Genomic DNA, 25,716 nt, shown 5'->3' on the forward strand with positions numbered 1-25,716 from the left:
CATCGGCAGGAGTTCACACTTTGCCGAGCATAGACGCCCTCGCCGATCGCTTATCGGCCTACCTCGGCGCCGACCAGGTCAACCTGGTTCGCCGAGCGTATTTCTACGCCGAACAAGCCCACGACGGCCAACGCCGCCGTAGCGGCGAGGCGTATGTCACCCATCCTCTTGCGGTGGCTAATATTCTTGCCGACATGCACATGGACCATCAGAGCCTGATGGCCGCGATGCTGCATGACGTGATCGAAGACACCGGCATTGCCAAGGAAGCGCTCAGTGCGCAATTTGGCGAAACCGTGGCCGAACTGGTCGACGGGGTCAGCAAGCTGACCCAGATGAACTTCGAGACCAAGGCCGAAGCCCAGGCGGAAAACTTCCAGAAAATGGCCATGGCCATGGCCCGAGACATTCGGGTGATCCTGGTCAAGCTGGCCGACCGGCTGCACAACATGCGCACGCTGGAAGTGCTGTCCGGCGAAAAACGCCGGCGCATCGCCAAGGAAACCCTGGAAATCTATGCGCCCATCGCCAACCGGCTGGGCATGCACGCCATTCGTATCGAATTCGAAGACCTTGGCTTTAAAGCCATGCACCCCATGCGCTCGGCGCGCATCTATCAGGCGGTCAAGCGCGCACGGGGCAACCGCAAGGAAATCGTCAACAAGATCGAAGAGTCCCTGAGCCATTGCCTGGCGATCGACGAGATCGAGGGCGAGGTCAGCGGTCGGCAAAAGCACATTTACGGCATCTACAAGAAGATGCGCGGCAAGCGCCGGGCCTTCAACGAGATCATGGACGTGTACGCGTTCCGGATTATCGTCGACAAGGTCGATACCTGCTACCGCGTGCTGGGCGCTGTACATAATTTGTACAAGCCGCTGCCGGGCCGGTTCAAGGATTACATCGCAATTCCCAAGGCCAACGGCTACCAGTCGCTGCATACCACCCTGTTTGGCATGCACGGCGTGCCGATCGAGATCCAGATCCGCACCCGCGAAATGGAAGAGATGGCCAACAACGGCATCGCCGCCCACTGGCTGTACAAATCCAGCGGCGACGAGCAGCCCAAAGGCACCCATGCCCGTGCGCGCCAATGGGTCAAGGGCGTGCTGGAAATGCAACAACGTGCCGGCAACTCCCTGGAATTTATCGAAAGCGTGAAGATCGACCTGTTCCCGGACGAGGTCTACGTGTTCACGCCTAAAGGTCGGATCATGGAGCTGCCTAAAGGCTCCACGGCGGTCGACTTTGCCTACGCAGTGCACACCGATGTCGGCAACAGCTGCATCGCCTGTCGCATCAACCGGCGCCTGGCCCCGCTGTCCGAACCGCTGCAAAGCGGTTCCACGGTGGAGATCGTCAGCGCACCGGGCGCTCGCCCGAACCCGGCCTGGCTCAACTTTGTGGTCACCGGCAAGGCACGTACGCATATTCGCCACGCGCTGAAATTGCAGCGCCGCTCCGAGTCCATCAGCCTGGGCGAACGCCTGCTGAACAAGGTACTCAACGGCTTCGACAGCGCCCTGGACAAGATCCCGCAAGAGCGCGTGCAAGCGATGCTCCACGAGTACCGCCAGGAAACCATCGAAGACCTGCTGGAAGACATCGGCCTGGGCAACCGCATGGCCTACGTGGTTGCGCGCCGCCTGCTGGGCGAAGGCGAACAGCTGCCGAGCCCGGAAGGCCCGCTGGCGATTCGCGGCACCGAGGGCCTGGTGCTCAGCTACGCCAAATGTTGCACGCCGATCCCGGGCGACCCGATTGTCGGCCACTTGTCCGCAGGCAAAGGCATGGTGGTGCACCTGGACAACTGCCGCAACATCACCGAAATCCGCCACAACCCGGAAAAATGCATCCAGCTCTCGTGGGCCAAGGATGTCACCGGCGAATTCAACGTCGAGCTGCGGGTGGAGCTGGAACACCAGCGCGGCCTGATCGCCCTGCTGGCCAGCAGCGTCAACGCCGCCGACGGTAATATCGAGAAAATCAGCATGGACGAACGCGATGGTCGCATCAGCGTGGTCCAACTGGTGGTCAGCGTGCACGACCGCGTGCACCTGGCCCGCGTGATCAAAAAGTTGCGCGCCTTGACCGGTGTGATCCGCATCACCCGCATGCGTGCATAACCGATCCATTACAAGGAGTCATTCATGACCAAGACAGTTATCACCAGCGATAAAGCTCCAGCTGCCATCGGCACTTATTCCCAGGCGATCAAGGCGGGCAACACCGTCTACATGTCCGGCCAGATCCCGCTGGACCCAAAGACCATGGAACTGGTTGAAGGCTTCGAAGCCCAGACCGTACAGGTCTTTGAAAACCTCAAGTCCGTGGCTGAAGCTTCCGGCGGTTCGTTCAAGGACATCGTCAAGCTGAACATCTTCCTCACTGACCTCAGCCACTTCGCCAAGGTCAACGAGATCATGGGCAAGTACTTCGAACAACCTTACCCAGCCCGCGCCGCCATCGGCGTTGCCGCCTTGCCAAAGGGCGCACAGGTTGAGATGGACGCCATTCTGGTCATCGAGTAAAACACCCGGCGCAGCCCCAACAGGCTGCGCCGACTTCGTTTCAGAAGGATTTCGTAATGCGCAAAGCGCTTGTAGCCTCCTCGTTGCTCGCCCTGTTGCTCGGCGGCTGCGCCAGCAACCCCGCCGACCTGGATGTGAGCGGCACCTGGATCAACCAGGCCGCCATCGACGCGGCAGCCAAGGGCGGCCCTTTGCGTGAAGCCCTGCAATCCTATGGCCCCAACCTTGAGTGGGAGGTCAACACCAAGGCCTTGCAGGCGCGCTACTACAACGGTTTTGAAGTGGCGGAAGGCAAGTTGTCGGGTGAAAAACCCGGCGCGTGGAACGTGGACTTCTATGGCAGCTCTGCCACCGAACTCAAACGCAAAGGCAAGCAACTGCTGCAAGTGGCCAACGACAATGAGCCCGAGCAGCTGTTTGCCCGCGCCCAAGACCCGGCCCCAGAAGGCGCGCCACTGGGCGCCAACTTCGAACGCGCACTTTACGCGGCCTACATGGGCGGCGACTGGAAGATCAGCGACGGCACCGGCAGCGGCGCCACGGTGCAGTTCCAGGCTGACGGCAAGGTCGCCGGCCTGCCGGGGGTTGATCGTTATTCACTCTGCCTGGCAGGCGACTGCGCCTCCATGAGCGGCGGCTATGACAGCATCTGGCTGCAACTGAACGGCCAGGGCAACCCTTGGATCTTCGCGCGCAAGGGTGAGCAACTGGAGATCTTCCAGGCGATCAATACCGCGCAGGCCGATGAAGTGCCTTCGTTTACGCCAGGCCCGCGCCAATGGCTGCTTGAAAAGTAATAAAAGCCTCACACAAATCCAAATGTGGGAGCTGGCTTGCCTGCTCCCACATTTTTTGCCGCGCTTCAGCCTTTCAGAATCGCCGCATAGCCTTCCCGGTAAGTCGGGTATGTCGGCATCCAGCCAAGCGCCTTGATACGCGCATTATTGCACTGTTTGCTGCCAGCACGGCGCACACTTGCATCTTCAGCCCACTCGGTCACACCCAGGTACTCGCGCAACCAGGCCACCACCTCGGCCAGTGGTGCCGGCGCATCGTCAACGCCGATGTAGACCTTGTCCAGCGAACCGCCCTTTTCCACATGCCGCAGCAAAAAGGCGAGCAGGCCCGCGGCGTCATCGGCGTGGATACGGTTGCCATACAACGGCGGGTCAACCGCTACGCGATAGCCTTGGCGAACCTGAGTGAGCAGCCATTCACGACCCGGGCCGTAAATCCCGGTCAGTCGCACGATGGTCGCTGGAATACCGCTGTTGAGCGCCACCTGTTCAGCCTCCAGCATCACCTGCCCAGAATAGCCCTTCGCTTGCGTCTCGGACGTTTCGTCGACCCACTCGCCGTTTTGCTGCCCATACACACTGCTGCTGGAGACAAACAGCAAATGCTTGGGCGTCTGGCCGTAGTCTTCCAGCCACTCCAGCACATGCAGCAACCCTTGCACGTAGGCGGCGCGATAGCCGGCTTCGTCGTGGTCAGTGGCAGCGGCGCAGTACACCAGGTAATCCACCCCGCCGATGGGCCAGGTGTCAGGGCAGTCCTTTTTGAACAGGTCGCCGGCGATGCCGATCACCCCGTCGGGCAGGCGCGAAATATCGCGGCGCAGGCCGTGAACCTCCCATTCCGAGGCCAGCAATTGGCTAGCCAGCCGACTACCCACATCACCGCAACCGGCAATCACAACAGAAGGCACAGACATCACAAAACTCCATTCTCAAAGGCGCAGATTAGCCGCGCGAGTGGATCAACGGCCAGTAAAAAGCGAAATAAAGTAACAGTGCCACTTTAGTTAACAAGAATTACTTGCAATAATAACCGCCCATTTGTCCTCGACCCGAAATGGTCTGGAAGGACGATCACCCATTTTTTCTCTCAGGTCCGGCCAGCATGACACGTCATACAAACCCCGCTTCGCCAACCAAGCTTCACAGTCCCTCCCGCGCCTGGCGTGCGATTGCTGCGATGCTGTTCAGCGTGCTGCTGGCACCGACCGCCGCATTCGCTGACGCCACCGCTCCCGCCGCTCCAGCAGCCGCCGAGCAAAATGCCGCGACCCCGGCAGCGCCTGCCGTCGCGCCAGTGTCCACCGATCCGGCCCAGGCCGCCGGCGCTGCCGCACCTGCCGACGAAACCGGCGTGGTGCTGGAAGAAGACAACACCCTGGGCATGGCCCACGACCTGTCGCCATGGGGCATGTACCAGAATGCCGACGTGGTAGTGAAGGCTGTGATGATCGGCCTGGCCATCGCCTCGATCATCACCTGGACCATCTGGATTGCCAAAGGCTTCGAGCTGTTGGGCGCCAAGCGTCGTCTGCGTGCTGAAATCGCCCACCTGAAAAAAGCCACCACCCTCAAGGAAGCGAGCGAAACCGCGACCAAGAAGGGCACCCTGGCCAACCTGCTGGTGCACGACGCGCTGGAAGAAATGCGCCTGTCGGCCAACACTCGCGAAAAAGAAGGCATCAAGGAACGCGTCAGCTTCCGCCTGGAGCGCCTGGTTGCCGCCTGTGGCCGCAACATGAGCAGCGGCACCGGCGTACTCGCCACCATCGGTTCCACCGCGCCCTTCGTCGGCCTGTTCGGTACCGTGTGGGGCATCATGAACAGCTTCATCGGCATCGCCAAAACCCAGACCACCAACCTCGCCGTCGTTGCCCCCGGCATCGCCGAAGCCCTGCTGGCGACCGCCCTGGGCCTGGTTGCCGCGATTCCTGCGGTGGTCATCTACAACGTCTTCGCCCGTTCGATTGCCGGCTACAAGGCCCAGGTGTCGGATGCATCGGCTGAAGTCCTGTTGCTGGTCAGCCGTGACCTCGATCACCTGCCTACCGAGCGCAGCTCGCAACCGCACATGGTGAAAGTGGGGTAATCGGCCATGGGCCTGCATTTGAATCAAGGCGACGACGAACTCGTCGAGAACCACGAAATCAACGTCACGCCGTTTATCGACGTGATGCTGGTGCTGCTGATCATCTTCATGGTGGCGGCTCCGCTGGCGACCGTGGACATCAAGGTGGACCTGCCTGCGTCCAGCGCCAAGCCGGCGCCGCGGCCAGAGAAACCGATCTTCCTCAGCGTCAAGGCGGACCAACGCCTGTTCCTGGGCGAAGAAGAAGTCAAGGCTGAAACCCTGGGGCCGGTGCTGGATGCCAAGACCCAAGGCAAGAAAGACACGACGATCTTCTTCCAGGCCGACAAAGGCGTGGACTATGGCGACCTGATGAGCGTGATGGATGCCCTGCGGGCTGCCGGCTACCTCAAGGTAGGCCTGGTCGGACTTGAGACGGCAGCCAAGAAATGATCACGACGCGCCACAAACTGACGCGTTATGGCACCAGCCTCGCCGTCGTGCTGGGCGTGCATGCCGTCGCGATCATCATCGCGCTCCAATGGTCCGCGCCGCAGGCGATCCAGCTGCCACCCGCCGCCATGGTCATCGACCTGGCGCCGCTGCCAGCACCGCCGCCGCCTCCAGCGCCGCCCAAGGTCGTTGCGCCGCCGCCACCACCGGTCGAAGAGCTGCCCCTGCCGAAGCTGGCCGAGGCGCCCAAGCCAACGATCCAGGTGCCCAAGCCGGTCAAGCCCAAGCCTAAGCCACAACCGCCAAAGCCGGTGGAGAAGAAGCCCGAGCCGCCCAAGGAGAAACCTTCCGAGGAGCCACCGAGCGAAACGCCGCCGAGCAACGCACCTGCGCAGAAGTCCGCACAGCCTACGCCGGGCCCATCGGCACAGCAGCTGGCCGCCCAGGCTTCCTGGCAAAGCACATTGCTGGCGCATCTGCAGAAGTACAAGAAGTACCCGCCTGGCGCCCAACGCAGTGGCAAGGAAGGTATGAACCGCTTGCGCTTCGTGGTCGATGGTGAAGGCAATGTGCTGTCTTACGAACTGGAAGGCCGCTCCGGCAACGCCGACCTGGACCGTGCAACCCTTGAGATGATCCGCAAGGCTCAGCCGCTACCCAAGCCGCCTGCGGACCTGTTGAAAAACGGCAGCGTCGAACTGGTCGCGCCGTTCGTTTACAACATCGACAAGCGTCGCCGCTGACAGAGCACTGTGGGAGGGACTTGCTCCCTCCCGCATGTGCTTTATTACCTCAGCAAAATTCCGACATTCCCCACTCAATCCCCAGCAAAGTTCTGATAACGTGCGTCTATCGATTGCAGCCGGTATGCTTGGCCCGCAACCTCATGGACGCCCGCTATGACTCTTACAGAATTACGCTACATCGTGACCCTCGCCCAAGAACAGCACTTCGGCCATGCAGCCGAACGTTGCCACGTCAGCCAGCCGACGCTGTCGGTGGGTGTGAAAAAGCTTGAAGACGAACTCGGTGTGCTGATTTTCGAGCGCAGCAAGAGCGCCGTGCGCCTCACCCCGGTGGGCGAAGGCATCGTTGCCCAGGCCCAGAAGGTCCTGGAACAGGCGCAAAGCATTCGCGAACTGGCCCAGGCCGGCAAGAACCAGCTGACCGCACCGCTCAAAGTCGGCGCCATCTACACGGTCGGCCCGTACCTGTTCCCGCACCTTATTCCGCAACTGCACCGCGTCGCGCCGCAGATGCCGCTGTATATCGAAGAAAACTTCACCCACGTGCTGCGCGACAAACTGCGCAACGGCGAGCTGGACGCGATCATCATCGCCCTGCCCTTCAACGAGGCGGACGTGCTGACCCTGCCGCTCTACGACGAGCCGTTCTACGTGCTGATGCCGGCCTCCCACCCGTGGACCAAGAAGGACACCATCGACGCCGGCCTGCTCAATGACAAGAGCCTGCTGCTGCTCGGTGAAGGTCACTGCTTCCGCGACCAGGTGCTGGAAGCCTGCCCGACCCTGACCAAGGGCAACGACGGCGCCAAGCACACCACAGTGGAATCCAGCTCCCTGGAAACCATTCGCCATATGGTCGCGTCCGGCCTGGGCATCTCGATCCTGCCGCTGTCTGCGGTAGACAGCCATCACTACGCCCAGGGCGTGATCGAAGTGCGCCCACTCACGCCGCCCGTGCCGTTCCGTACCGTGGCGATTGCCTGGCGCGCCAGCTTCCCGCGCCCCAAAGCGATTGAGATCCTCGCGGACTCGATCCGCCTGTGTTCGGTGGCCAAGCCGCCCGTTGCGAGCTAAGCCACGGTATGACTGAGCTGTCGCAGGTGTCGGTGACGGCACTCAAGGGTGTCGGTGAGGCCATGGCCGAGAAGCTGGCCAAGGTCGGCCTGGAGAACCTTCAGGACGTGCTTTTCCACCTGCCCCTGCGCTACCAGGACCGCACCCGCGTGGTGCCCATCGGTCATTTGCGCCCTGGGCAGGACGCGGTGATCGAAGGCACCGTAAGCGGCGCCGACGTGGTGATGGGCAAGCGCCGCAGCCTGGTGGTGCGTCTGCAGGATGGTACCGGTGGCTTGAGCCTGCGCTTCTACCACTTCAGCAACGCACAGAAAGAAGGCCTCAAGCGTGGCACCCGCGTGCGCTGTTACGGCGAGGCACGCCCAGGCGCCTCTGGCCTGGAAATCTACCACCCGGAATACCGCGCCATTACCGGCGATGAGCCGCCACCGGTGGACACCACGCTCACGCCGATCTACCCGCTGACCGAGGGCCTGACCCAGCAACGTCTGCGCCAGTTGTGCATGCAGACCCTGACCATGCTCGGCCCGCAAAGCCTGCCCGATTGGCTGCCCCTGGAGCTGGCCCGCGACTATCAATTGGCGCCCCTGGCCGATGCGATTCGGTATTTGCATCACCCGCCCGCCGATGCCGATGTGGACGAACTCGCCCTCGGCCATCATTGGGCCCAGCATCGCCTGGCCTTTGAAGAACTGCTCACGCACCAGCTGTCCCAGCAACGCCTGCGCGAAAGCATGCGTTCCCTGCGCGCCCCGGCGATGCCCAAGGCCACGCGACTGCCTGCGCAATACCTGGCCAACCTCGGCTTTGCACCCACCGGCGCGCAACAGCGCGTGGGCAATGAAATCGCCTACGACCTCAGCCAGCAAGAGCCGATGCTGCGGCTCATCCAGGGTGACGTAGGCGCTGGCAAGACCGTGGTGGCCGCCCTCGCCGCCCTGCAAGCCCTGGAAGCTGGCTATCAGGTGGCGCTGATGGCACCCACGGAAATCCTCGCCGAACAACACTTCATCACCTTCAAGCGCTGGCTCGAACCCCTGGGTCTGGAAGTGGCGTGGCTGGCTGGCAAGCTCAAAGGCAAGAACCGCGTGGCCGCCCTGGAACAGATCGCCGCCGGCGCACCGATGGTGGTGGGCACCCATGCACTGTTCCAGGACGAAGTGCAGTTCAAGAACCTCGCGCTGGTGATCATCGACGAACAGCACCGCTTTGGCGTGCAACAGCGCCTGGCCCTGCGCCAGAAAGGCGTGGGCGGGCGCATGAACCCGCACCAGTTGATCATGACCGCCACGCCGATCCCACGCACCCTGGCCATGAGCGCCTACGCCGACCTCGACACCTCGATCCTCGACGAACTGCCGCCAGGGCGAACGCCGGTCAACACCGTGCTGGTCACCGACACGCGGCGGGTCGAAGTGATCGAGCGCGTGCGCGGTGCCTGCGCCGAAGGCCGCCAGGCGTACTGGGTGTGTACCCTGATCGAAGAGTCCGAAGAACTGACCTGCCAGGCCGCCGAAACCACCTATGAAGACCTCACCAGTGCCTTGGGTGAGCTCAAGGTCGGGTTGATCCATGGCCGTATGAAGCCGGCGGAAAAAGCCGCGGTGATGGCCGAGTTCAAGGCCGGCAACCTGCAATTACTGGTGGCCACCACCGTGATTGAAGTGGGCGTGGACGTTCCCAACGCCAGCCTGATGATCATCGAAAACCCCGAGCGCCTGGGCCTGGCGCAACTGCACCAGTTGCGCGGGCGGGTGGGCCGGGGCAGCGCCGCCAGCCACTGCGTGTTGCTCTATCACCCGCCACTGTCGCAGATCGGTCGCCAGCGCCTGGGCATCATGCGCGAAACCAACGACGGTTTTGTCATCGCCGAAAAAGACCTCGAACTGCGCGGCCCCGGTGAAATGCTCGGCACGCGCCAGACCGGCCTGCTTCAATTCAAGGTCGCCGACCTGATGCGCGATGCCGACCTGCTGCCCGCCGTGCGCGATGCTGCGCAAGCCTTGCTCGAACGTTGGCCCGATCACGTCAGCCCCTTGCTCAACCGCTGGCTGCGCCACGGCCAGCAATACGGCCAAGTCTGACCCCGTCCTGTAGGAGCGAGCTTGCTCGCGAAAAGCGTCAACGATAACGCGGACATTCTGGGTGATCGCGCCGTCAGGAAGCTCTTCGCGAGCAAGCTCGCTCCTACAGCGGGATCGGCGCACAGCCAACCTCGTCACAAAGAACACTTATCCGACCAACACCCGTATCAAGCTGGTTATACTCCAATGACTGTAAGAAATTGGATCAGGCCATGTCAGAAGTTGCCCTCGCCACAGCCCCACTGACCGCCCCGCCGGTCATTCGGGCGCTGCTCGCAAAGCTCGCCATCCCCTACACGGAAGTCCTCGAACAGCCTGGCCTGAACCCTGCCCGAAAGGTCCAGGCGGTATTGCTTGAGGATGCGGTTGGCGCGCTCATGGTGCTGTTCCCCCAAAGCCAGTTGCTGGACCTCAACCGCCTCGCCGAACTCACCGGTCGCCGCCTCACGGCCGTGGCCCCCGAGCGTGTCGAGCGGATGTTGGGCAAGCATGACTTGAGCCTGCTGCCAGGCTTGCCGCCCTTGACCAGTTCGCCATGCCTGTACGAAGGCCGCTTGCTCAATGAGCCGAGCCTGCTGGTGCATTCGGGCGAAGCCGGGCTGTTGCTGGAAATCCCCACCGACGCCTTCAAGAGCCTGCTCACCAAGGCCAGCGCCGCGCAGTTTGGCGAACCCTTGAGCAACATCCGCCCGAACCTCGACCGCCCCAATGATGACCGCGAGGAAATCACCCAAGCGATGCAAGCGTTCACTGCGCGCCGTATCCAGCAACGCCTGGAAGCGACCATCGAAATTCCGCCGCTGGCCGACACCGCGCAGAAGATCATCAAGCTGCGTGTCGACCCCAACGCCACCATCGACGACATCACTGGCGTGGTGGAAACCGACCCAGCCCTTGCCGCCCAGGTCGTAAGTTGGGCCGCGTCGCCCTACTACGCCTCGCCGGGCAAGATCCGCTCAGTCGAAGACGCCATTGTGCGCGTGTTGGGCTTTGATCTTGTGATCAACCTGGCGCTGGGCCTGGCCCTGGGCAAAACCCTGAGCCTGCCCAAGGACCGCCCGCACCTGTCCACGCCGTACTGGCACCAGTCGATCTACACCGCCGCCGTCATCGAGGGCCTGACCCGCGCCATGCCCCGTACCCAGCGTCCGGAAGCCGGCCTGACCTACCTGGCAGGTTTGCTGCACAACTTCGGCTACCTGCTGCTGGCCCACGTGTTTCCGCCGCACTTCTCGCTGATCTGCCGGCACCTGGAGGTCAACCCGCACCTGTGCCACAGCTACGTCGAGCAACACTTGCTGGGCATCAGCCGCGAACAGATCGGCGCCTGGTTGATGCGTTACTGGGACATGCCGGACGAACTGTGCACCGCCCTGCGCTTCCAGCACGACCCCACGTATGACGGGCAATACGCCGAATACCCGAACCTGGTGTGCCTGGCGGTGCGCCTGTTGCGCAGCCGGGGGATTGGCTCCGGGCCGGATGAATCCATTCCGGACGCACTGCTTGAGCGCCTGGGTTTGAGCCGCGAGAAGGCGGAGGATGTGGTGGGTAAAGTGTTGGATGCCGAGGTGCTGTTGCGCGAATTGGCTTCGCAGTTCAGTCAGGGATAGACCTGCTGCCTGTTACACCGCTATCGCAGGCAAGCCAGCTCCCACAGTTGACCGTATTTCAAAGTCCTGTGGGAGCTGGCTTGCCTGCGATGAATTCAACTCGGTCTACCTGACCGCCTACTTCTTTTTCTTCGGCTTCAAATACTTGGTCAGCCCCTGAAACCAGATCACCAGTGCCGGGTTGCCCTTGATCTGGATCGACTTGTCCTGAATCCCCGTCATGAACGCCAGTTGCTTGTTCTTCGCCTGCATCGTGGCGAAGCCGTAGGCGGCATCCTTGAAGGCAATCGCGAAGGCCGGCGCCGGGTGGACACCTGAGCGGCTGGTGATGCGCTGGTCTTTGACGATGAAGTGACGGGCAACCTTGCCGTCGAGGGTCTGCAGCTGGAAGGCCAGGTCTTTGTCACCCAGTTGCTGCTGGAAGGCGGGGTTGGTGCGGCTGGCTTTGCCCATCATCAGGCCCAGCACCCACAGGAGAAGACGAAATTTCATGCACACGGCCTCGGTGTATTTATTGGAGTGGCCGCAGCAGTGTAACGATTTGCAAAAAGAACGCCACCGATCTCGCGCTTTAGGCGCAGATCGGTTGGCGTTTAACGCTTATAGCAACAAGTACTTAAACGTTAGGGCAAGGCACTGGCGCCCAGTCGGCCAGGTTTGGATTGCGGCAGGTCGCTTCGATCTGGGTCTTGCCCGCACTGGCGACCTGCTTGCTTTCAGCTTGCTTGGCCTGCACGGTCTGGATGCTACGTTCGGTGGTTACCGCTTCTTTCGGCACTGTCGGCAGCACCGGCTTCTTGGCCGGTTTGACGGCTTTCTTGCCCTTGGCCGGAGCGACCACTGGCGTGGTATCGGCGGTGGCCACGGTCACCACATCGCTGCGCTGTACGCCGACCTGTTGCAGGTCTTTCTCGTAGGCCTGGGTGTAGTTGTTCAAGTCTTCGCTGGCTTTGCCGTTGACCGTCACGATCAGGTCATTGGATTCCTTCAGGCCCGCGACGATTTCCGCCAGGCGCTTGCGGCCTTCGGTGTCGTTGACGGTCTTGGCCTTGCGATCAGCCACCAGCTTGGTGAATGCGCTCTGGTAGCACTGCTGCGAGGCCTTGGCATAGGCGGTGCTGCGGTCGATGTCCGAGGCGCTTTTGTTGAAGTCAGTGGAGTAGGACGCGATGCGCTGGTTGTCATCGGTGATCTGCTTCTGGCGCTCGGTGTAGTACCCCGCCGCGCCGCCAGCCAGGGCGCCGCCTGCGGCACCGATTGCGGCATTGCGGCCACGGCTGTCCTTGTCGCCGGTCAGGGCGCCCAGCAGGGCACCGCCAGCCGCGCCGAGGGCTGCACCGGTGACGACCGACTTGGTCATGTCCGAATCGGTGGCGCGCAGGTGCTGCACCGGCTCGTAGCAGTTGGGGTAGTACTCGACCTTGGTGCTCGACGCTACCTTGGACGCAGGCGACGTAGCGCAACCAGTCAACACGGTGCTGAAACCAGCTGCGATCAGCAGCAGGTGACGCTTGGAAACCGCCTTACGGGAAAAAAGCATAGATGTGATCTCTGTTAAGTTTGACTTGCCCAGCACGGCCCACCGCCGCCTGAGTCCCTTCCAAGCTCGCTAGACAGCCAACGATCAAGACCGCTGACCGCTCGCTGCGAGCAATTCCTTCAAGATCGTTGCCGGGTCGGCCCGCTGTTGCTTGCGGTAGTTGCCGACATGGCGAACGAACAGTGTCGCGCGCGTCACCAGGCTCTTGCCGAGCACTGGCTTGCGATCCAACTCTTCCTTGATCCGTTGAAACTGCGCCTGGATCACCGCATCGGTGTAGCGCGTGCCGGTGGCCAGGTTGTCGATGTAAATCGCCACCGCGCCGTCCAACGCGCTGCGTCCATTGGTGATGGCCATGTCGAACAGCTGCGTGCTGGCCTCGTCCTTGCTGTCCACCGCCTGCTGGCGACTCTTCTGCAGGTTGGCCAGGCGGATGTTGTAGTTGCTGATGGTCTCGGCCACCAACGCCGCCGACTGGATCAAATTGCCCGCCGCTTCTTCGCGTTGCTGGGCGATCAGCGACACGTTGCGCTTGAGCTCTTCGTTGACCAGGCCCAGTTCGGCTTGCAGCTTGGGATCGACACTGGCGGCGATGATGCTGTCCAGGCGTTTGGTCGGGTCCTGGGCGTCGTCGATGGCGTCGGTCAGGGAGGCCAGGCGGCCTTCCTTCTGCCACTGGGCGAACAATTCCTTGTAACGCGAGCGCGGCGCCGACAACGCGCCAATCGCCACGCGAAAACCGGTGGTCTCGTTGCTTTGCTCGGTGCCATCAGCGGCAAACAGCGGGTATTCGCGGCGCATGCCGGTGAACAACGTGCCCTCGCCTTCCAGGTAGTTGCCGCCCTTGACCACAAAGCCGCCGTAGGTGCCCTGGCGGCGGCCGGCGTGGACCAGTTGGAAGGATTCCTGGACCATTTCCGCGGCGTTGCCGATCACGTCGAACATGCCGATGGGGTTAGGCAATTTGGTACCGATGGGCATCAACCGCGCCGCCTGGCCGGTGCCGCCGGCCACTTGGTTGAACACCGCGTAATCGGCCAGCGGGCCATCGCTTTCACTGCCTTCGGCGCGCCGTGGATACAGGCGGCCTTCGAGGTCCTGGCGGCTCACCGCCTGGCCGCCGCGTGCGGCGTACTCCCACTCCACTTCGGTGGGCAGGCGCACGAAGCCCAGGCCGCCGTCTTCGGCCGACGCACCGCGCCCGCTTACCGGCAGCAGTTCGCGGTGATATTTCATCAGCCAGGCGCTGTACACCGCCGAGAAACGCTCGGCTTCAAAGCGCGACAGCTTCACCTTGGGCAAACGCCCGGCCATGCCCGTGGGCGCCTCACATGCGGGAGCCGGTTCACCGCTGGCCAGGGATTGCGCCTGGGCCATCACCTGGGCGTATTGGCGGGTGGTCACTTCGTACTTGCCGATGAAGTACAGCATCGGCTTGAGCGGAGTCTTGGCGTCGGTCTTCGGCATCTGCGGCGCGATGACCTTACTCCAGTCCTTGGGCAAGTCTTTGAGGGTGAACTGGCCGTTAATGAAGTCGCGGCGGTAGCCGGAAATAAACGACTGCTGATAACCCGCCTCGCCTTCGGCAAAGGGGTAGCCCAGGTTGATTTCACGGTCATCCAGGGTGCCCTGGGCCAGAATGTAGGCGTAGCGGAATACCATGTTGCCTTCGCAGGGCAGCGGCAGGCTCACGTCGTCCGGCAACGGTTTGGGGTTGTCGAGCTTGTCACTTGCCTCATCGGCCCAGGCCAGCGAGGCCAGGCTCAGCGCCACGCAGGCGCCCAGTAATTTATACATCTCTGATTCCTTCAGAAGCCTGGATACGGGCCACCCGCCAACCGCCACAGGCGGCCGCCATGGCACTGACGCCGAGCACCGCCACCAGGGCCAGGCCGTAATGGCGCGCCAACAGGTGGCTGGCGTACTCACCCGGCACCTGCACAAAAAGCTTGTTCAACGCGGCCTCAGCCAGGCCATACAGCCCAACGCTGAGCACAGCGGCAAAACCCGCGCTGTAGAGCGCTTGCAGCAGTACAAACAGCAACAACGCTGCGGTGGAAAACCCCAGCAGGCGCAACACCGAGAGTTCCCGATGCTTGCGCGCCACCGCCGCCAGGGTGCCCGCGAAAATAGCCGCAAACGCACCGGCCAACGCCAGCCCGGCGATGATCCAGAACACAATCGACAGGTTGCGGCTCAACGATTGCACTTGAGCGATGGTGTGCGCCTGGGTTGAAACCAACAGGTGCTGCCCGGCGAAATACACCCGCAGCGGTTCCACATCACTGAGGCTGCGCGCATACAGGCGAAACGCCGGGTAGATACGCTGTTCACTCACGCTCGCCGCTTCACCAGCCCAACCCAACGCCGGCACCGCACGGCCATCGCGGTAATCTTCCGCTGCCTCCAGCAACGCCAGATCGGCAAACAGGCCCTCGCGAGCGAAGGCCTCCAGCGGCAACACCGCCAGTACCTGCAACCGCGTGCGCTGGGCCTCGACGCGCCCCGCCACTTGCCGCGCAAAGCTGGTTTCCAGCCAGTCACCGGGCCTTGCCGCAAGCTTTTCGGCGGCGGTATGGCTGAGCACGATCTGGTCCAGGCCGTGGGGCATCGGCAAGCCTGCCAACAGCGGGTCCCCTGCGGCAGTCGGCAGCATTTCCAGGGTCAAGGTGCCCACCTGCGCCGTGGCCGCAATTTGCCGTGTGCGCGGCACAGCAAAGGCCACATCGCTGCGCTCACCCAGTTGCGCGATAAACGCCGCGCTGAATCGGCCACCACCCAATGGGATGATTTCACGGCTGGCGGGGTCGGTCTCCAAGCGTTCGGTCAAACTGCTAACCAGTCCAAATTTCAGCCCGAATAACACCAGCAATGGCGCGATAACCGCTACCAGTGCCAACACCGAGCAGGCCGACAGCCACCCATCGTTGCGGTAGTCCTGCCAGGCGAGCGAGGCAACCAGGCCGATGCGCATCAGCACGCCTCCCCGAGGGTTGCGGTGACGCCGCCGTCTGGATCGCGCTGGCAACTGATACGCCGCACCTGCAAGCCACTGGCGCGGGCCAGCGGTTCGTCATGGGTGGCGATCACACAGGCCGTACGGTGTTCGCGGGCCTGGGCCAGCAGCGCCTGCATCACGCGCTCGGCGTTGAGCGGGTCCAGGGACGCCGTCGGCTCATCGGCCAGCACCAGTTGCGGCCCATGGGCCAGGGCCCGCGCGCAGCTGACCCGCTGGCGTTGGCCCACCGACAACGCCGCCGGTCGCTTGGCCAACTGATCGCTGATCTGCAACTGCTCAGCCAGGCGCGCCACGCGGCCGTCGTCCTGCAAGCCCAGCAGTTGGCGCGACAGCGCGATATTGCCGCGCACATCCAGAAACCCCAGCAAGCCTCCGGTCTGCGGCACATAGCCCAAGTGCTGGCTGCGCAACGCGGCCAGCGCCGATTGCCGGTCGGCACGCCACAGCGCGCCGATGTCCTGTTGGTTGAACGCAAACTGCCCCACCTGATCCGGCGCCAACACCAGCGCCAGCAGGTCGAGCAAGGTGCTCTTGCCGCAACCGCTGGGGCCGACAATTGCCAGTTGTTCACCCGCGCCCAGCTGCAACGCAGGGATCACCAGGCTGTAGCGCTGGCTACCGAGGCCCCGGCTCTTGTGCACCGCGTTCAGGCTCAGCATTACGGCAGCGTCGACAGTGGCACGCGGTACAACGCATCGCCCGGTTCGGCATCGCCGAAACGGACCCAGTTGGCCACGTCGTTATGGAAGGTTTCATACAGGCGGATTTTCGAATCCAGCTCGTCGATAAAGTCTTCCTGCTCGGCCACGCTCAATGACAACCACAGGTCCTGGGTCATGTTCAGCGACTTGCTGCGGTACGGCAGGCCCTCCAGGTATTCACCGAGCAGGCCGCCGTCAGCCAGGTTGCCGCCCTTGCGCAGGGCCTGCGGGTCACGGCTCATATAGGCCGAGGCGCTGGCGATTTCCTGGAAGAAATCCTTGGGCGAGCTTTGGGTCTTGCGCGCCGCATCCACGATCAACTTCAACGATTGTTGCAGGTCGTTGAGTTGCAGCTTGGTCAGCATCACGCACACCTGGAACGCTGGCAGCGCCGGGTTGGTCAGGTCACGATCAGCGGTCCAGGCGCTGACCAATTGCGGTGCCTGGCTCGCGGTTTTGCGCCCGAGAAAGTCCATGTGCATGGCATAGCCGACGGCGGCGGACTTGTCCGCCAGGCTCGGCGCGGCACTGAGCAACGGCACGGGCTGCGGCGTGTTGCTGCGCACCTGATGCACCAGGTTGGCGAACACCGTGCCGATCTCATCGACGCGCTCACCCAGCTTGCGCACATCGCCCCCTGGCACTGGCGTGTACAGGTCGCCGATCTGCGGGTTGGCGTCGGCGGTGAGGACGCGGTACTGGCTCTCGGCGCCGGCATGGGTTTTCTTGCCGGCGTCGGTGCGCAGGTGCAGCGCGTAGATTTTGATCTGCTTGCCCAGCGCCGCCTGGCGCACTTCGGCTTCGTTCATCTGGGTGGCGGCGAACGGGTCGTTCTTGCGCAGCGCGCCGGCATCGGAGACCAGCAGGATGATGCGCCCGCCGTAGCCGGACCAATCCATGCCGTCCACTGCCTGCATCACCCCGGCAAACGCATCTTCGTTGAACGAGTGGCTGGACACCGTCGACGCTTTGACCTGGCGCGCCATATCCAGGAAGCGCTGCGGATCGCGGCCTTGGTCGAGGGTAATGAGGGTCTTGGCGACATACTCAAGGCCCGGGGTTTTCTGGATGCTGCTGCGAAAGCCGACCATGCCGAAGCTGACGCTGTCCAACTCGCCACGCTCGGCAATACGGGTTTGTAGCTCATGCACCACGTCGCGAATCTGGTCGATGTAGGGCTGCATCGACACGGTGGTGTCCACCACCAGCACCACGGCCGTGCGGAACGCGTCGGCATTGGCGCTGAGCGTCGGGCTGGCCGGTTTGGCCGTGGCGCGGCTGCCTGGGTCGATGGAGGCCACGTTGAGCAACTGCACCGGCTGGCCGTTGTCGTCGAAGCTCTCTTTGGAATCGAAAATCGGCAACAGGTAGAACTGGTTTTGCGGCACCGCGCTGGCGGTGGGTTCCAGGGCCAGGACTTGCTGGTTGTCTTCACGGTTGCTCTGCGCCTTGGCCAACACGCTTTTCGCGGCGGCAGGGTCGGCCAGCAGTTTTTCCACCTCACCGGGCTGGCGCAGGAACATCACGGGGGCCCGGCCTGAGCGCTCGGTGAACTTGAGCACCAGGCTTTGTTTCCAGTCGCTGACCTGGGAGGCCGGCAGCCAACCGTCGCTGCGACCATCGGTGGCGGCGCCGACGCGTACCCACGGGCTGCCGTCGACGTCTTTGCGCTGGTACACGTAGAGCACGGAAAACGCCGGCAGCGCTTTACCCGGCGAGCTCCCTGCGTCCGCTGAAAGCTGGGCGCCGGGTTTGCTGAGCACGCGCTGGAACAAGGTTTTCTTGCCTGCCATCAGCAACGGGCGTTGACCGCCATCCACTTCAGCGACAGCCACCGCTGGCGTCACCTTGGGCACCACGGCGGCTGGCGGCGGGGCCGGTTCATCGCCGCCGCTCAACCACCAGTAGCTGGCGCCACCAATGGCCAACGCGACGGCGACCGCCACGGCGGCCAAGGCCAATACCGGACCACGGCGCTGCTCGGACGGGGCATTGTGCTGGGTCGGCGTGACCACCGGTTGGCGCGCTATTGGCTGCGGCTGCGGTTTATCAGTCGGAATGTCGATGGTGACAGGAGTCATGCCCGCCAGATCAAAGCTCAATGGAATCGGCAGCGGCCGTACCAGCGTGGCGTCCGATTCATCCGCCGGCAGTTGATCCAGCGCCAACAACAACGCTGCCGCATCTGGATAACGCTCCGCCGGGTCCTTGGCCAACAACTTGCGCAGCACACCCTGGTAGCGCCCGTGATGCACCGGCAATTCCGGCAAGGGTTCAGTCAAGTGCGCCAGAGCGGTAGAAAGTGCATCGGTGCCGTTGTAAGGCAGCTTGCCGACGAGGATTTCATACAGCACCACGCCCAGCGCGTAGAGGTCGGCGCGGCCATCGATCTCCTGGCCCCGCGCCTGCTCGGGGCTCATGTAGCTGGGTGTACCCACGGCAAACCCGGCCTGGGTGAATTGGGTGCGGTCGTCCAGCGACTTGGCGATACCAAAGTCGGACAGTACTGCCGTGCCATCGGCCCGAAACAGAATGTTCGCCGGCTTGACGTCGCGGTGCACCAGCCCTTGGGCATGGGCATAGCCCAGGGCCGAAGCAATCTGGCGGATCAGCGTCACGCCCTGCTCCGGGGTCAGCCCAGCAGCAATGCGCTCCTTGAGCGTGCCGTTGGGCAGGTATTCCATGGCCATGTAATACAGCTCACCGACGTTGCCGATGTCATGGATGGTCACCGTGTGCGGGTGCGACAAGCGCGCCAGGGTCTTGCCCTCGCGCAGGAAGCGTTCGCAGAAACTCGCGTCGGCTGCCAGCGCTGCCGCCATCACCTTCAGCGCCACTTTGCGCTCCAGCGAGCGCTGGGTCGCCAGGTACACGCTGGCCATGGCGCCTTCGCCAATCTCGCCTTCGATGTCATAACCCGGGATGACGATGTTCATGACGAGACCTTCACGACGAGGGTGGTGATATTGTCCGGTGCGCCGCGGTTGAGGCCCAAGTGCACCAGGCTGCGCACGATTTCATCCGGTGCGTCATGGCTGAGCACCTCGCGGATTTCGTGGTCTTCGACGGTTTTGTTGAGGCCATCGCTGCACAGCAAATAGCTGTCGCCGGGCGCGATCAACAGGTCCACTGAAGCGACATCCAACTGGGCCTCCACGCCAATGGCGCGGGTGACGATATTGGAGCGCGGGTGGGTGCGGGCGTCGGCTTCGCTGAGCAGGCCGCTGTCTTGCAGGTCTTGCACGTAGCTGTGGTCGCGGGAAATGCTTTCCAGCACGCCGTCGCGCAAGCGGTACAGGCGGCTGTCGCCGGCCCACAGGCACACCCCGCGCAAGCCGCGCGCGGCGAACACCACCACGGTGCTGCCCATCATGGTTACGCCTCGGTTGGCGGTTTCTTCGCGCACGGCCGCGTTGATGCGCAGCAGGTCATTGCGCAGCGCCGCCGAGTATTCGTCCAGGGAGCGGCCCAGCGGCACATGCCGCAGGCTGTCGACGATCAAGCTGCTGACATAGTCCCCCGCCGCGTGCCCGCCCATGCCATCGGCCACCACCCACAAGCGGTTTTCCGGCAGGTCCAGAAAGGCATCTTCGTTGACTTGGCGAACCATGCCCACATGGCTTTTGCTCGCGGATTCGTACGTCACGCCCATCTACACCACACCTTCTTGTCCGAGCAAAAACTGCGCAAAATCGCTGGCGGCAGGCAAGCCCTGGCACCGTAATAAACCGGGAGAGATACGCTGCGAACCTCGCCCCCACCACAGGCTTGCGCCCTCGCACGCCTGTTCAGCCAGCGCGGTCATACGCTGGTGCGGCACGGTGGCTGCCACCCTTTGCAGGCCGGCGAAACAGCTGTCCACCGCCCGCGGCTCGCTGGCCGGCACACCCAACTCGTCGAGCCCGGCGTTGAAGCTTTCGAAGGTCGCGCCGCTGTCGAGGGTGCTGAGCAACAAGGTTTCAGCCTGCTCGAACCAGGCGTCCGAACCGCCCACCAGCGACGCCGGGTTGGTGTTGTGATCCAGCAAGGTCACCACCGCCAGCGGAAAGTACCGTCCGACCCGGTCAATGCTCGGCATCACCACGCCCGCCGCCGCATCCGGCCCGCACACGCCCGCCGCCAGCACAAAGCGCCACAACGGGCTGACCAGGTACGCATTCAGCCAGTCAGCGCCGAGGCTGTTCTGGCTGGCGAGCAAACCCGCAGCCAGCCAGCTGTCCCACGGGCCGATAAAGCTCTGGGGCAAGGCGCGGCTGACAAAGTCGCCGCGGCTGGCCAACTTGCCGTAAAAACCCAGGGCCGTCATAGCCGCTCCGGCAGGCTGAAGCCGCTGAGCACGCGGCTCTTGAATGGGTTGAACGCACTGTTGGCGCGCAACTCGTAGGCGATGCTCGCGCCATCGACCCGCAGGCGCAGGTTGAAACGGTCCGGCGAGTTGCCTGCGGTGAGGTCTGATTGCTCCAGCAGACGGAACCAGGCCCACGGGCCGTCCAGAGTGATGCCGGAGCGACCACTGGCCGACGGCGGCATGATGGAAATACGCACCACGCCAATGCTGCCGGGGTTCGGCCATTGCATCGCTACCGGGCGGCTCGGGCCGTGGTCGTAGCTCAATTGCTGGCCGTCCAGGTCAAGCAGGAACTGAGTGATGGTGGGGTCCATCGACACCGGCTTGAGCTCGAAACGCACGATGGGTTGGGTGCCACCGGAGCGGAAGAACGCGTCCCGAATCGTCGCCGCACGCTGGAAGGTTTGCAGCACGCCAGGGGCAATCCCCAGCTTCTGCGCCGCCCCCGGTTGCCAGCGCCAGGTCTGTGCCGACGTGTCCACATAGGGTTGCAGGTATTTGCGGAAGTAGTTGTCCATCACCCCGCCCACGCCGAAGAACTGGCCGAAGTCATCCAGGGTGGCGTCCCGTGCACTGCCCGGTGACATCGGGTAGCGCCCGGCCAACGACTGGCGATACACGTTGACCACTTCACTGACCCAGGCCGCGTTCAGCTGGTTACGCACCCCGCCCATCATGCTGTTGGTGGTGGAATTGACCACCGACTTGACCATGCCCTGCACCAGCGGCGGCTGGCGCTCGGCGTTCAGGCTGACCCGTGTGGCCGCAGCCGCCGCCTGGTTCTTGGCCTCGCCGAGCAAGGCATCGCCGCTGGCACCGACCATGGCGCTGACCTGCACATACAGTGCATTCATGTCCGACAGCAGGCCGTCGATGGCCGCCGGTTCACCTTCGTTTTTACTCACGGTGCTGTTGAGTTCGGCAAAGTGCGCGGTCACTGGATCATCCGCCGGCGCCGGGGCATTCGCCGTCGGTTGCGCCTCGCCCAGCAAGCTGCCGAGGCGTTCCTTGAGCTTGTCCACGCCGCCTTCCACCGGTACGCCTTTGGCGGCCAGTTGGCGTTCTTCAGCTTGCAGGTCGGTTTCCCTGGCAACCGCCACCAGCAGCTTTTTCAGCGGCGAGGTGGGACCGGAAATCACCCGCAGCACATCGGCGGCCTGGGCCACGCTGGTGATCGGCACAAAGTCGATGTCAGCGAGCAACGCGTCCCACTGGCGCTGGTAATCCTGGAAGTACAAGCGGCGCACGTCGGCGGCGAGGCTCACCACGTTCTGCTGGTCGGCCTGTTCATGGCCCAGCACCCATTGCTCTTCGGCCAGGGTGCCGGTCTGGTTCAGGCTGCTGAGCAAGAACGCCTGGCGATAGCCCTTGGCGGTAAAGAAACCACTCAACGGCTCACCCAACGGCTTACCGCTCTTGCGGCTGAACACCAGTGCGGCATCGCGACCGGCGGCCTCGTTGAGGCGAAAGTCCGGGATACCTTCGGGCAGTTTCTGGCGCTTGACGCGGTCGTACACGCGCTGGGCTACCGGCAATTGCTGCAACTGCCGACGCAGATCGTCGATCAGACGTGGGTCCAGGCGCGCGTTCGGCGGGTGGCGTTCGAACAGCGCCTGCAAGTGCCCGGCCAGGGCCTGACGCTGGTCGGCCGGCAGGTCGCGGGGCAGGTTGCGGTCCCAGTCCAGGGCGATCCAGGCCTTGATGAAGTCCGGGTCATAATGCTCGGTGTCGGCGAGCATCAGGTAAGCCTTGAGGCCCTCGAAGAGAAAGTCCGAGTTGCCGCCGCCGTGCAGTTGCTCTTCGATACGCGTCACCAGGCGTGGCGCGAACACGGCGATCAACAGTTTGCGGTACACACTGGCGGACTCGGCTTCGAGCATATCGCCCTGGTACAGTCCCAGCCCTTCGGACCAGCTCGGCGAATCACCCGCCAGGTTCTTCACGGCGTTGAGCAACGGCAGCACGGCGAGCACTTCCCGCTGTGCCGGGCTCAGGTTCTGGACGGTCTGGCCCAGGGGCGCGACCTTCTGATCGACCTGGGCGATATACGCCTGGTTGGCGCGATAGCTCACCCACCACAGGCTGCTGACCACCACCACCAGCGTGACGGTGGCCGCCAGTACGCCACGGGCGATCCACTTGCGGCGCCGCTCGACTTTCGGGTTCACCCCCACCAGGCCGCGCTCTGCAAAGGCCACGGCGGTGAAGAGTTTTTCGATGAAGTAACTGCGCCCAGTGCCGCTCTGGCGCGCCAGGTGCTGGCGGTCCAGGTTCATGCTCTGGGCCATGGCACCGATCAGGCGGTCAATCGGGCTGCCTTCCTGGGTGCCGCTGGTGAAGTACACGCCACGCAGCAACACGCGTTCTTCAAAGGCATTGGGTTTGAACACGCCTTCCAGGAAGCTTTGCAGGCAATCTTTCAACGCGCCGAACTGTTGCGGGAAGCCGTAGATCAGGTCGCGCCGTGCCGGGTCGCGTTCCTGTTGCAAGCGCTCGACCAGGCGTTCGTTGAGGCGCTGCTCCAGGCCGGCGAATTCGCTTTGCAGGTGCGCCAGCGGGCTGTCGCTGTTTTTGCCGTCGTCCAGGGCAAAGGTCATGCCCCACACCTGGGCGCGCTCTTCCTTGCTCAGGTTGTCGAAGAATTCCATGAAGCCTGGCACCAGGTCGAGTTTGGTGAGCATCAGGTAGATGGGGAAACGCACGCCCAGTTGCGTATACAGCTCCTGGATGCGCAAACGAATCGCGGCGGCATGGGCGGCGCGCTCGGCGTCGGTGCCCAACAACAGATCCGAGAGGCTGATGGCAATAAACGCACCGTCGATAGGCCGGCGCGAACGCTGCTTTTTCAGCAGGTCGAGAAAGCCCAGCCAGGCGGCTTTGTCCACCGTGGAGTTGCTGTCCTGGGTGGTATAGCGGCCAGCGGTGTCGAGCAATACGGCCTGGTCGGTAAACCACCAGTCGCAGTTGCGCGTGCCCCCCACGCCGCGCACCGCACCAGCGCCCAATTGCGCCGCCAGCGGGAAATGCAGCCCGGAATTGACCAGCGCGGTGGTCTTGCCCGAGCCCGGCGGGCCGATGATCACGTACCACGGCAACTCATAGAGGTTGCGGCGCTCATCGCCGCCCAGCTTGGCTTTTTTCAGCAGTGCCAGGGCTTCGTCCATACGCTGGCGCAGCGTGGACAGTTCTTCGGCAGTCGCGACGCTGTTGGGGTCGACCGGGGTTTCTGCGGCCAGGCTGCGCATCACTTCGGCGGCCTGGCGACGGGCCTGGATGATGCGGAACACGCGATAGGCCACCCACAGCGCAAACACCAGCACGATCAGCGCCCAGCGACGCCCTTCGGGCACCAGCACGTCCAGCAGCGGGCCAACAAACCAGATGATCAGGCTCAGGGCAATCAGGCCCAGCACGGGAATCACCCAGCGAATCATGAAACTGAAAAACGCCTTCACTCGACGCCCTCCGCCAATACGGTGATTTCAACCCGACGATTGCGGGCACGGCCTTCGGCAGTACTGTTGGTGGCCAACGGCTCGGTGTCGCTGCGGCCTTCGGCACTGAAGCGCTCGGCCTGGCCGGTCTTGGCCGCGAGAATTTCCAGCACCGACTTGGCCCGGGCTTCGGACAACGCCCAGTTGGACGGGAAGCGCAACGTGGCAATCGGGCGATTGTCGCTGTGCCCGGTGACACGCACCTGGCCCTTGACCTTGCGGATGGCGTCAGCGATGCGCAGCATCAGCGGCTGGTAGTCATCGACGATGCTGGAGCTGGCCGAGGCGAATAGCTCATCGCCACGGATGGTCACGACAGAGCGGTCAACCTTATCTTCCACGGCCACGCGGCCGGCCTTGATGTCGTCGGCCAGGAACCCGGCCAGGCGCGGGCGCTCGATCACTTTGGGCTGCACCACCGGACGGTCGATGGCCTGCACCGGGATCTCGCCCAGAGCATGAATATTCTTGAACACCGGCTCGGCGTCCGAGGCCAGCTTCAGGCGCAGGCCGAACAGCAACGCCAACAGCAGCGCCAAGCCAATCGCCACGGCAATCCACGGCGGCATGAACTGCGCCAGGCGATCACGGGCAACCGTCACACCGCGCCAGTGCGGTGACAGCTCACGCTCGTGTTCGCCACGGGCGCTGCGTATCGCTGCGGCGGTGCGCTCGCGCAAAGCTTCCAGCTGGCTGCGCCCGTCGGTCATCACGCGGTAGCGGCCCTCAAAACCCAGGCACATGCACAGATACAACAGCTCCAGCAGGTACAGGCGTTCCCGTGGGCTTTGCAGGCAGTGGTCAAGCAACTGGAAGACCTTTTCACCGCCCCAGGCTTCGTTGTGCACGGTGATCAGCAGGCTCTGTTTACCCCAATCGCTGGTGCTGCCCCACGGCGTGCTCAGCACCGCTTCATCCAAGGCGGTGCACAGCGCGTAACGGGCCAACAGCACTTCATTGCGTGCCACACCGGCGGCTTCGGCGCGTTCTTCGAACTGGCGCAGGTACGCCAGCAACTGCGCACGCAGGCTGGCCGGCGCGGGGTGGGCGATGGTGTTGCGCAGCCGCGTCAACAACGCCAGCAACGGGCCGGCGGCGCTTTCCAGCGGGTTGAGGCCCTGGCTCTTGCCGGTGAGGATCGGCGCAGCCGGCATCGACAGCGGCGCAGGTTCGGCACGCGAGGGTGCAGGCTCTCGGCCACCCGGGCGCGGCATGAACTGGGTGCGGTCATCATCATTGGGATGCATC

20 protein-coding genes are annotated in these 25,716 nt (G+C 63.4%); 9 read left to right on the forward strand and 11 right to left on the reverse strand.

Going from position 1 to position 25,716, the window contains the following annotated elements:
- Positions 1-20: 20 nt before the first annotated feature.
- Genes spoT through QK296_RS01310 form a run of 3 tightly spaced genes read left to right on the forward strand, consistent with a single transcriptional unit; the run spans position 21 to position 3,328 of the window.
- Positions 21-2,126, forward strand: a complete 2,106-nt coding sequence (gene spoT, locus QK296_RS01300) for a bifunctional GTP diphosphokinase/guanosine-3',5'-bis pyrophosphate 3'-pyrophosphohydrolase (protein WP_003195510.1) — start codon at positions 21-23, stop codon at positions 2,124-2,126.
- Positions 2,127-2,150: 24 nt separating this feature from the next.
- The gene (locus tag QK296_RS01305) at positions 2,151-2,531 is read left to right on the forward strand and encodes a RidA family protein (RefSeq protein ID WP_282390511.1); all 381 of its coding nucleotides are present in this window, start codon (positions 2,151-2,153) and stop codon (positions 2,529-2,531) included.
- Between the two features lie 56 nt (positions 2,532-2,587).
- On the forward strand, positions 2,588-3,328 hold the full coding sequence (locus QK296_RS01310; RefSeq protein WP_282390512.1) for a hypothetical protein: 741 nt from the start codon (positions 2,588-2,590) through the stop codon (positions 3,326-3,328).
- 65 nt (positions 3,329-3,393) lie between these two features.
- Here QK296_RS01310 and QK296_RS01315 read toward each other — a convergent pair whose 3' ends face one another.
- Entirely contained in the window at positions 3,394-4,245 is an 852-nt protein-coding gene (locus tag QK296_RS01315) for an SDR family oxidoreductase (RefSeq protein WP_282390513.1), read from the reverse strand.
- A 188-nt stretch (positions 4,246-4,433) separates the two neighbouring features.
- Here QK296_RS01315 and exbB point away from each other — a divergent pair, with 188 nt between their 5' ends.
- From exbB to QK296_RS01345, 6 genes are all read left to right on the forward strand, one after another.
- Entirely contained in the window at positions 4,434-5,417 is a 984-nt protein-coding gene (gene exbB, locus QK296_RS01320; protein ID WP_282390514.1) for a tonB-system energizer ExbB, read from the forward strand.
- 6 nt (positions 5,418-5,423) lie between these two features.
- Complete coding sequence (gene exbD, locus QK296_RS01325; RefSeq protein ID WP_003195519.1) at positions 5,424-5,849, forward strand: TonB system transport protein ExbD; 426 nt, start codon at positions 5,424-5,426, stop codon at positions 5,847-5,849.
- A complete protein-coding gene (locus tag QK296_RS01330; RefSeq protein WP_003195521.1) occupies positions 5,846-6,592 on the forward strand; it encodes an energy transducer TonB in 747 nt (248 codons plus the stop codon). The genes exbD and QK296_RS01330 overlap by 4 nt, the downstream gene beginning before the upstream one ends.
- 156 nt (positions 6,593-6,748) lie before the next feature.
- Positions 6,749-7,669, forward strand: coding sequence for a hydrogen peroxide-inducible genes activator (locus tag QK296_RS01335; protein ID WP_003195523.1), 921 nt, complete (start codon positions 6,749-6,751; stop codon positions 7,667-7,669).
- An 8-nt stretch (positions 7,670-7,677) separates the two neighbouring features.
- The gene (gene recG / locus QK296_RS01340) at positions 7,678-9,753 is read left to right on the forward strand and encodes an ATP-dependent DNA helicase RecG (protein ID WP_003195525.1); all 2,076 of its coding nucleotides are present in this window, start codon (positions 7,678-7,680) and stop codon (positions 9,751-9,753) included.
- 212 nt (positions 9,754-9,965) lie between these two features.
- Positions 9,966-11,366, forward strand: a complete 1,401-nt coding sequence (locus QK296_RS01345) for an aminoacyl-tRNA deacylase and HDOD domain-containing protein (RefSeq protein WP_282390515.1) — start codon at positions 9,966-9,968, stop codon at positions 11,364-11,366.
- Between the two features lie 117 nt (positions 11,367-11,483).
- On the opposite strand, the gene QK296_RS01350 is transcribed toward QK296_RS01345, so the two are convergent.
- The 10 genes from QK296_RS01350 to QK296_RS01395 form a co-directional block, all read right to left on the reverse strand.
- The gene (locus QK296_RS01350) at positions 11,484-11,858 is read right to left on the reverse strand and encodes a hypothetical protein (RefSeq protein WP_003195530.1); all 375 of its coding nucleotides are present in this window, start codon (positions 11,856-11,858) and stop codon (positions 11,484-11,486) included.
- A gap of 124 nt (positions 11,859-11,982) precedes the next feature.
- Positions 11,983-12,906 (reverse strand): type VI secretion system-associated lipoprotein TagQ, encoded by a 924-nt coding sequence (gene tagQ, locus QK296_RS01355; protein ID WP_057710581.1) that lies wholly within the window; start codon positions 12,904-12,906, stop codon positions 11,983-11,985.
- Positions 12,907-12,990: 84 nt separating this feature from the next.
- A complete protein-coding gene (locus QK296_RS01360) occupies positions 12,991-14,703 on the reverse strand; it encodes an SUMF1/EgtB/PvdO family nonheme iron enzyme (RefSeq protein WP_137205423.1) in 1,713 nt (570 codons plus the stop codon).
- Positions 14,696-15,880, reverse strand: a complete 1,185-nt coding sequence (locus QK296_RS01365) for a hypothetical protein (RefSeq protein ID WP_094774020.1) — start codon at positions 15,878-15,880, stop codon at positions 14,696-14,698. Before QK296_RS01365 ends, QK296_RS01360 begins: the two co-directional genes overlap by 8 nt.
- On the reverse strand, positions 15,880-16,584 hold the full coding sequence (locus tag QK296_RS01370) for an ABC transporter ATP-binding protein (RefSeq protein WP_057710584.1): 705 nt from the start codon (positions 16,582-16,584) through the stop codon (positions 15,880-15,882). Before QK296_RS01370 ends, QK296_RS01365 begins: the two co-directional genes overlap by 1 nt.
- Positions 16,584-19,562: a serine/threonine-protein kinase gene (locus tag QK296_RS01375; RefSeq protein ID WP_282390516.1), complete on the reverse strand. Its 2,979-nt coding sequence runs from the start codon at positions 19,560-19,562 to the stop codon at positions 16,584-16,586. Before QK296_RS01375 ends, QK296_RS01370 begins: the two co-directional genes overlap by 1 nt.
- Positions 19,559-20,278, reverse strand: coding sequence for a protein phosphatase 2C domain-containing protein (locus tag QK296_RS01380; RefSeq protein WP_003195541.1), 720 nt, complete (start codon positions 20,276-20,278; stop codon positions 19,559-19,561). Before QK296_RS01380 ends, QK296_RS01375 begins: the two co-directional genes overlap by 4 nt.
- A complete protein-coding gene (gene tagF, locus QK296_RS01385) occupies positions 20,279-20,932 on the reverse strand; it encodes a type VI secretion system-associated protein TagF (protein ID WP_282390517.1) in 654 nt (217 codons plus the stop codon). It abuts the gene before it with no gap.
- Positions 20,929-24,429: a type VI secretion system membrane subunit TssM gene (gene tssM, locus QK296_RS01390; RefSeq protein ID WP_282390518.1), complete on the reverse strand. Its 3,501-nt coding sequence runs from the start codon at positions 24,427-24,429 to the stop codon at positions 20,929-20,931. The genes tagF and tssM overlap by 4 nt, the downstream gene beginning before the upstream one ends.
- Positions 24,426-25,715: a DotU family type VI secretion system protein gene (locus tag QK296_RS01395; RefSeq protein ID WP_034134069.1), complete on the reverse strand. Its 1,290-nt coding sequence runs from the start codon at positions 25,713-25,715 to the stop codon at positions 24,426-24,428. The genes tssM and QK296_RS01395 overlap by 4 nt, the downstream gene beginning before the upstream one ends.
- Position 25,716: the final 1 nt, after the last annotated feature.

It is taken from the genome of Pseudomonas sp. AL10 (assembly GCF_029960685.1).
Taxonomy (GTDB): Bacteria; Pseudomonadota; Gammaproteobacteria; order Pseudomonadales; family Pseudomonadaceae; genus Aquipseudomonas; species Aquipseudomonas lactis.

Excerpts from the sequence above, each read along its gene's own strand:
- QK296_RS01305 (WP_282390511.1), top strand. The coding sequence starts at position 2,151 with ATGACCAAGACAGTTATCACCAGCGATAAAGCTCCAGCTGCCATCGGC.
- QK296_RS01310 (WP_282390512.1), top strand. The coding sequence starts at position 2,588 with ATGCGCAAAGCGCTTGTAGCCTCCTCGTTGCTCGCCCTGTTGCTCGGC.
- QK296_RS01315 (WP_282390513.1), bottom strand. The coding sequence starts at position 4,245 with ATGTCTGTGCCTTCTGTTGTGATTGCCGGTTGCGGTGATGTGGGTAGT.
- exbB (WP_282390514.1), top strand. The coding sequence starts at position 4,434 with ATGACACGTCATACAAACCCCGCTTCGCCAACCAAGCTTCACAGTCCC.
- exbD (WP_003195519.1), top strand. The coding sequence starts at position 5,424 with ATGGGCCTGCATTTGAATCAAGGCGACGACGAACTCGTCGAGAACCAC.
- QK296_RS01330 (WP_003195521.1), top strand. The coding sequence starts at position 5,846 with ATGATCACGACGCGCCACAAACTGACGCGTTATGGCACCAGCCTCGCC.
- QK296_RS01335 (WP_003195523.1), top strand. The coding sequence starts at position 6,749 with ATGACTCTTACAGAATTACGCTACATCGTGACCCTCGCCCAAGAACAG.
- recG (WP_003195525.1), top strand. The coding sequence starts at position 7,678 with ATGACTGAGCTGTCGCAGGTGTCGGTGACGGCACTCAAGGGTGTCGGT.
- QK296_RS01345 (WP_282390515.1), top strand. The coding sequence starts at position 9,966 with ATGTCAGAAGTTGCCCTCGCCACAGCCCCACTGACCGCCCCGCCGGTC.
- QK296_RS01350 (WP_003195530.1), bottom strand. The coding sequence starts at position 11,858 with ATGAAATTTCGTCTTCTCCTGTGGGTGCTGGGCCTGATGATGGGCAAA.
- tagQ (WP_057710581.1), bottom strand. The coding sequence starts at position 12,906 with ATGCTTTTTTCCCGTAAGGCGGTTTCCAAGCGTCACCTGCTGCTGATC.
- QK296_RS01360 (WP_137205423.1), bottom strand. The coding sequence starts at position 14,703 with ATGTATAAATTACTGGGCGCCTGCGTGGCGCTGAGCCTGGCCTCGCTG.
- QK296_RS01365 (WP_094774020.1), bottom strand. The coding sequence starts at position 15,880 with ATGCGCATCGGCCTGGTTGCCTCGCTCGCCTGGCAGGACTACCGCAAC.
- QK296_RS01370 (WP_057710584.1), bottom strand. The coding sequence starts at position 16,584 with ATGCTGAGCCTGAACGCGGTGCACAAGAGCCGGGGCCTCGGTAGCCAG.
- QK296_RS01375 (WP_282390516.1), bottom strand. The coding sequence starts at position 19,562 with ATGAACATCGTCATCCCGGGTTATGACATCGAAGGCGAGATTGGCGAA.
- QK296_RS01380 (WP_003195541.1), bottom strand. The coding sequence starts at position 20,278 with ATGGGCGTGACGTACGAATCCGCGAGCAAAAGCCATGTGGGCATGGTT.
- tagF (WP_282390517.1), bottom strand. The coding sequence starts at position 20,932 with ATGACGGCCCTGGGTTTTTACGGCAAGTTGGCCAGCCGCGGCGACTTT.
- QK296_RS01395 (WP_034134069.1), bottom strand. The coding sequence starts at position 25,715 with ATGCATCCCAATGATGATGACCGCACCCAGTTCATGCCGCGCCCGGGT.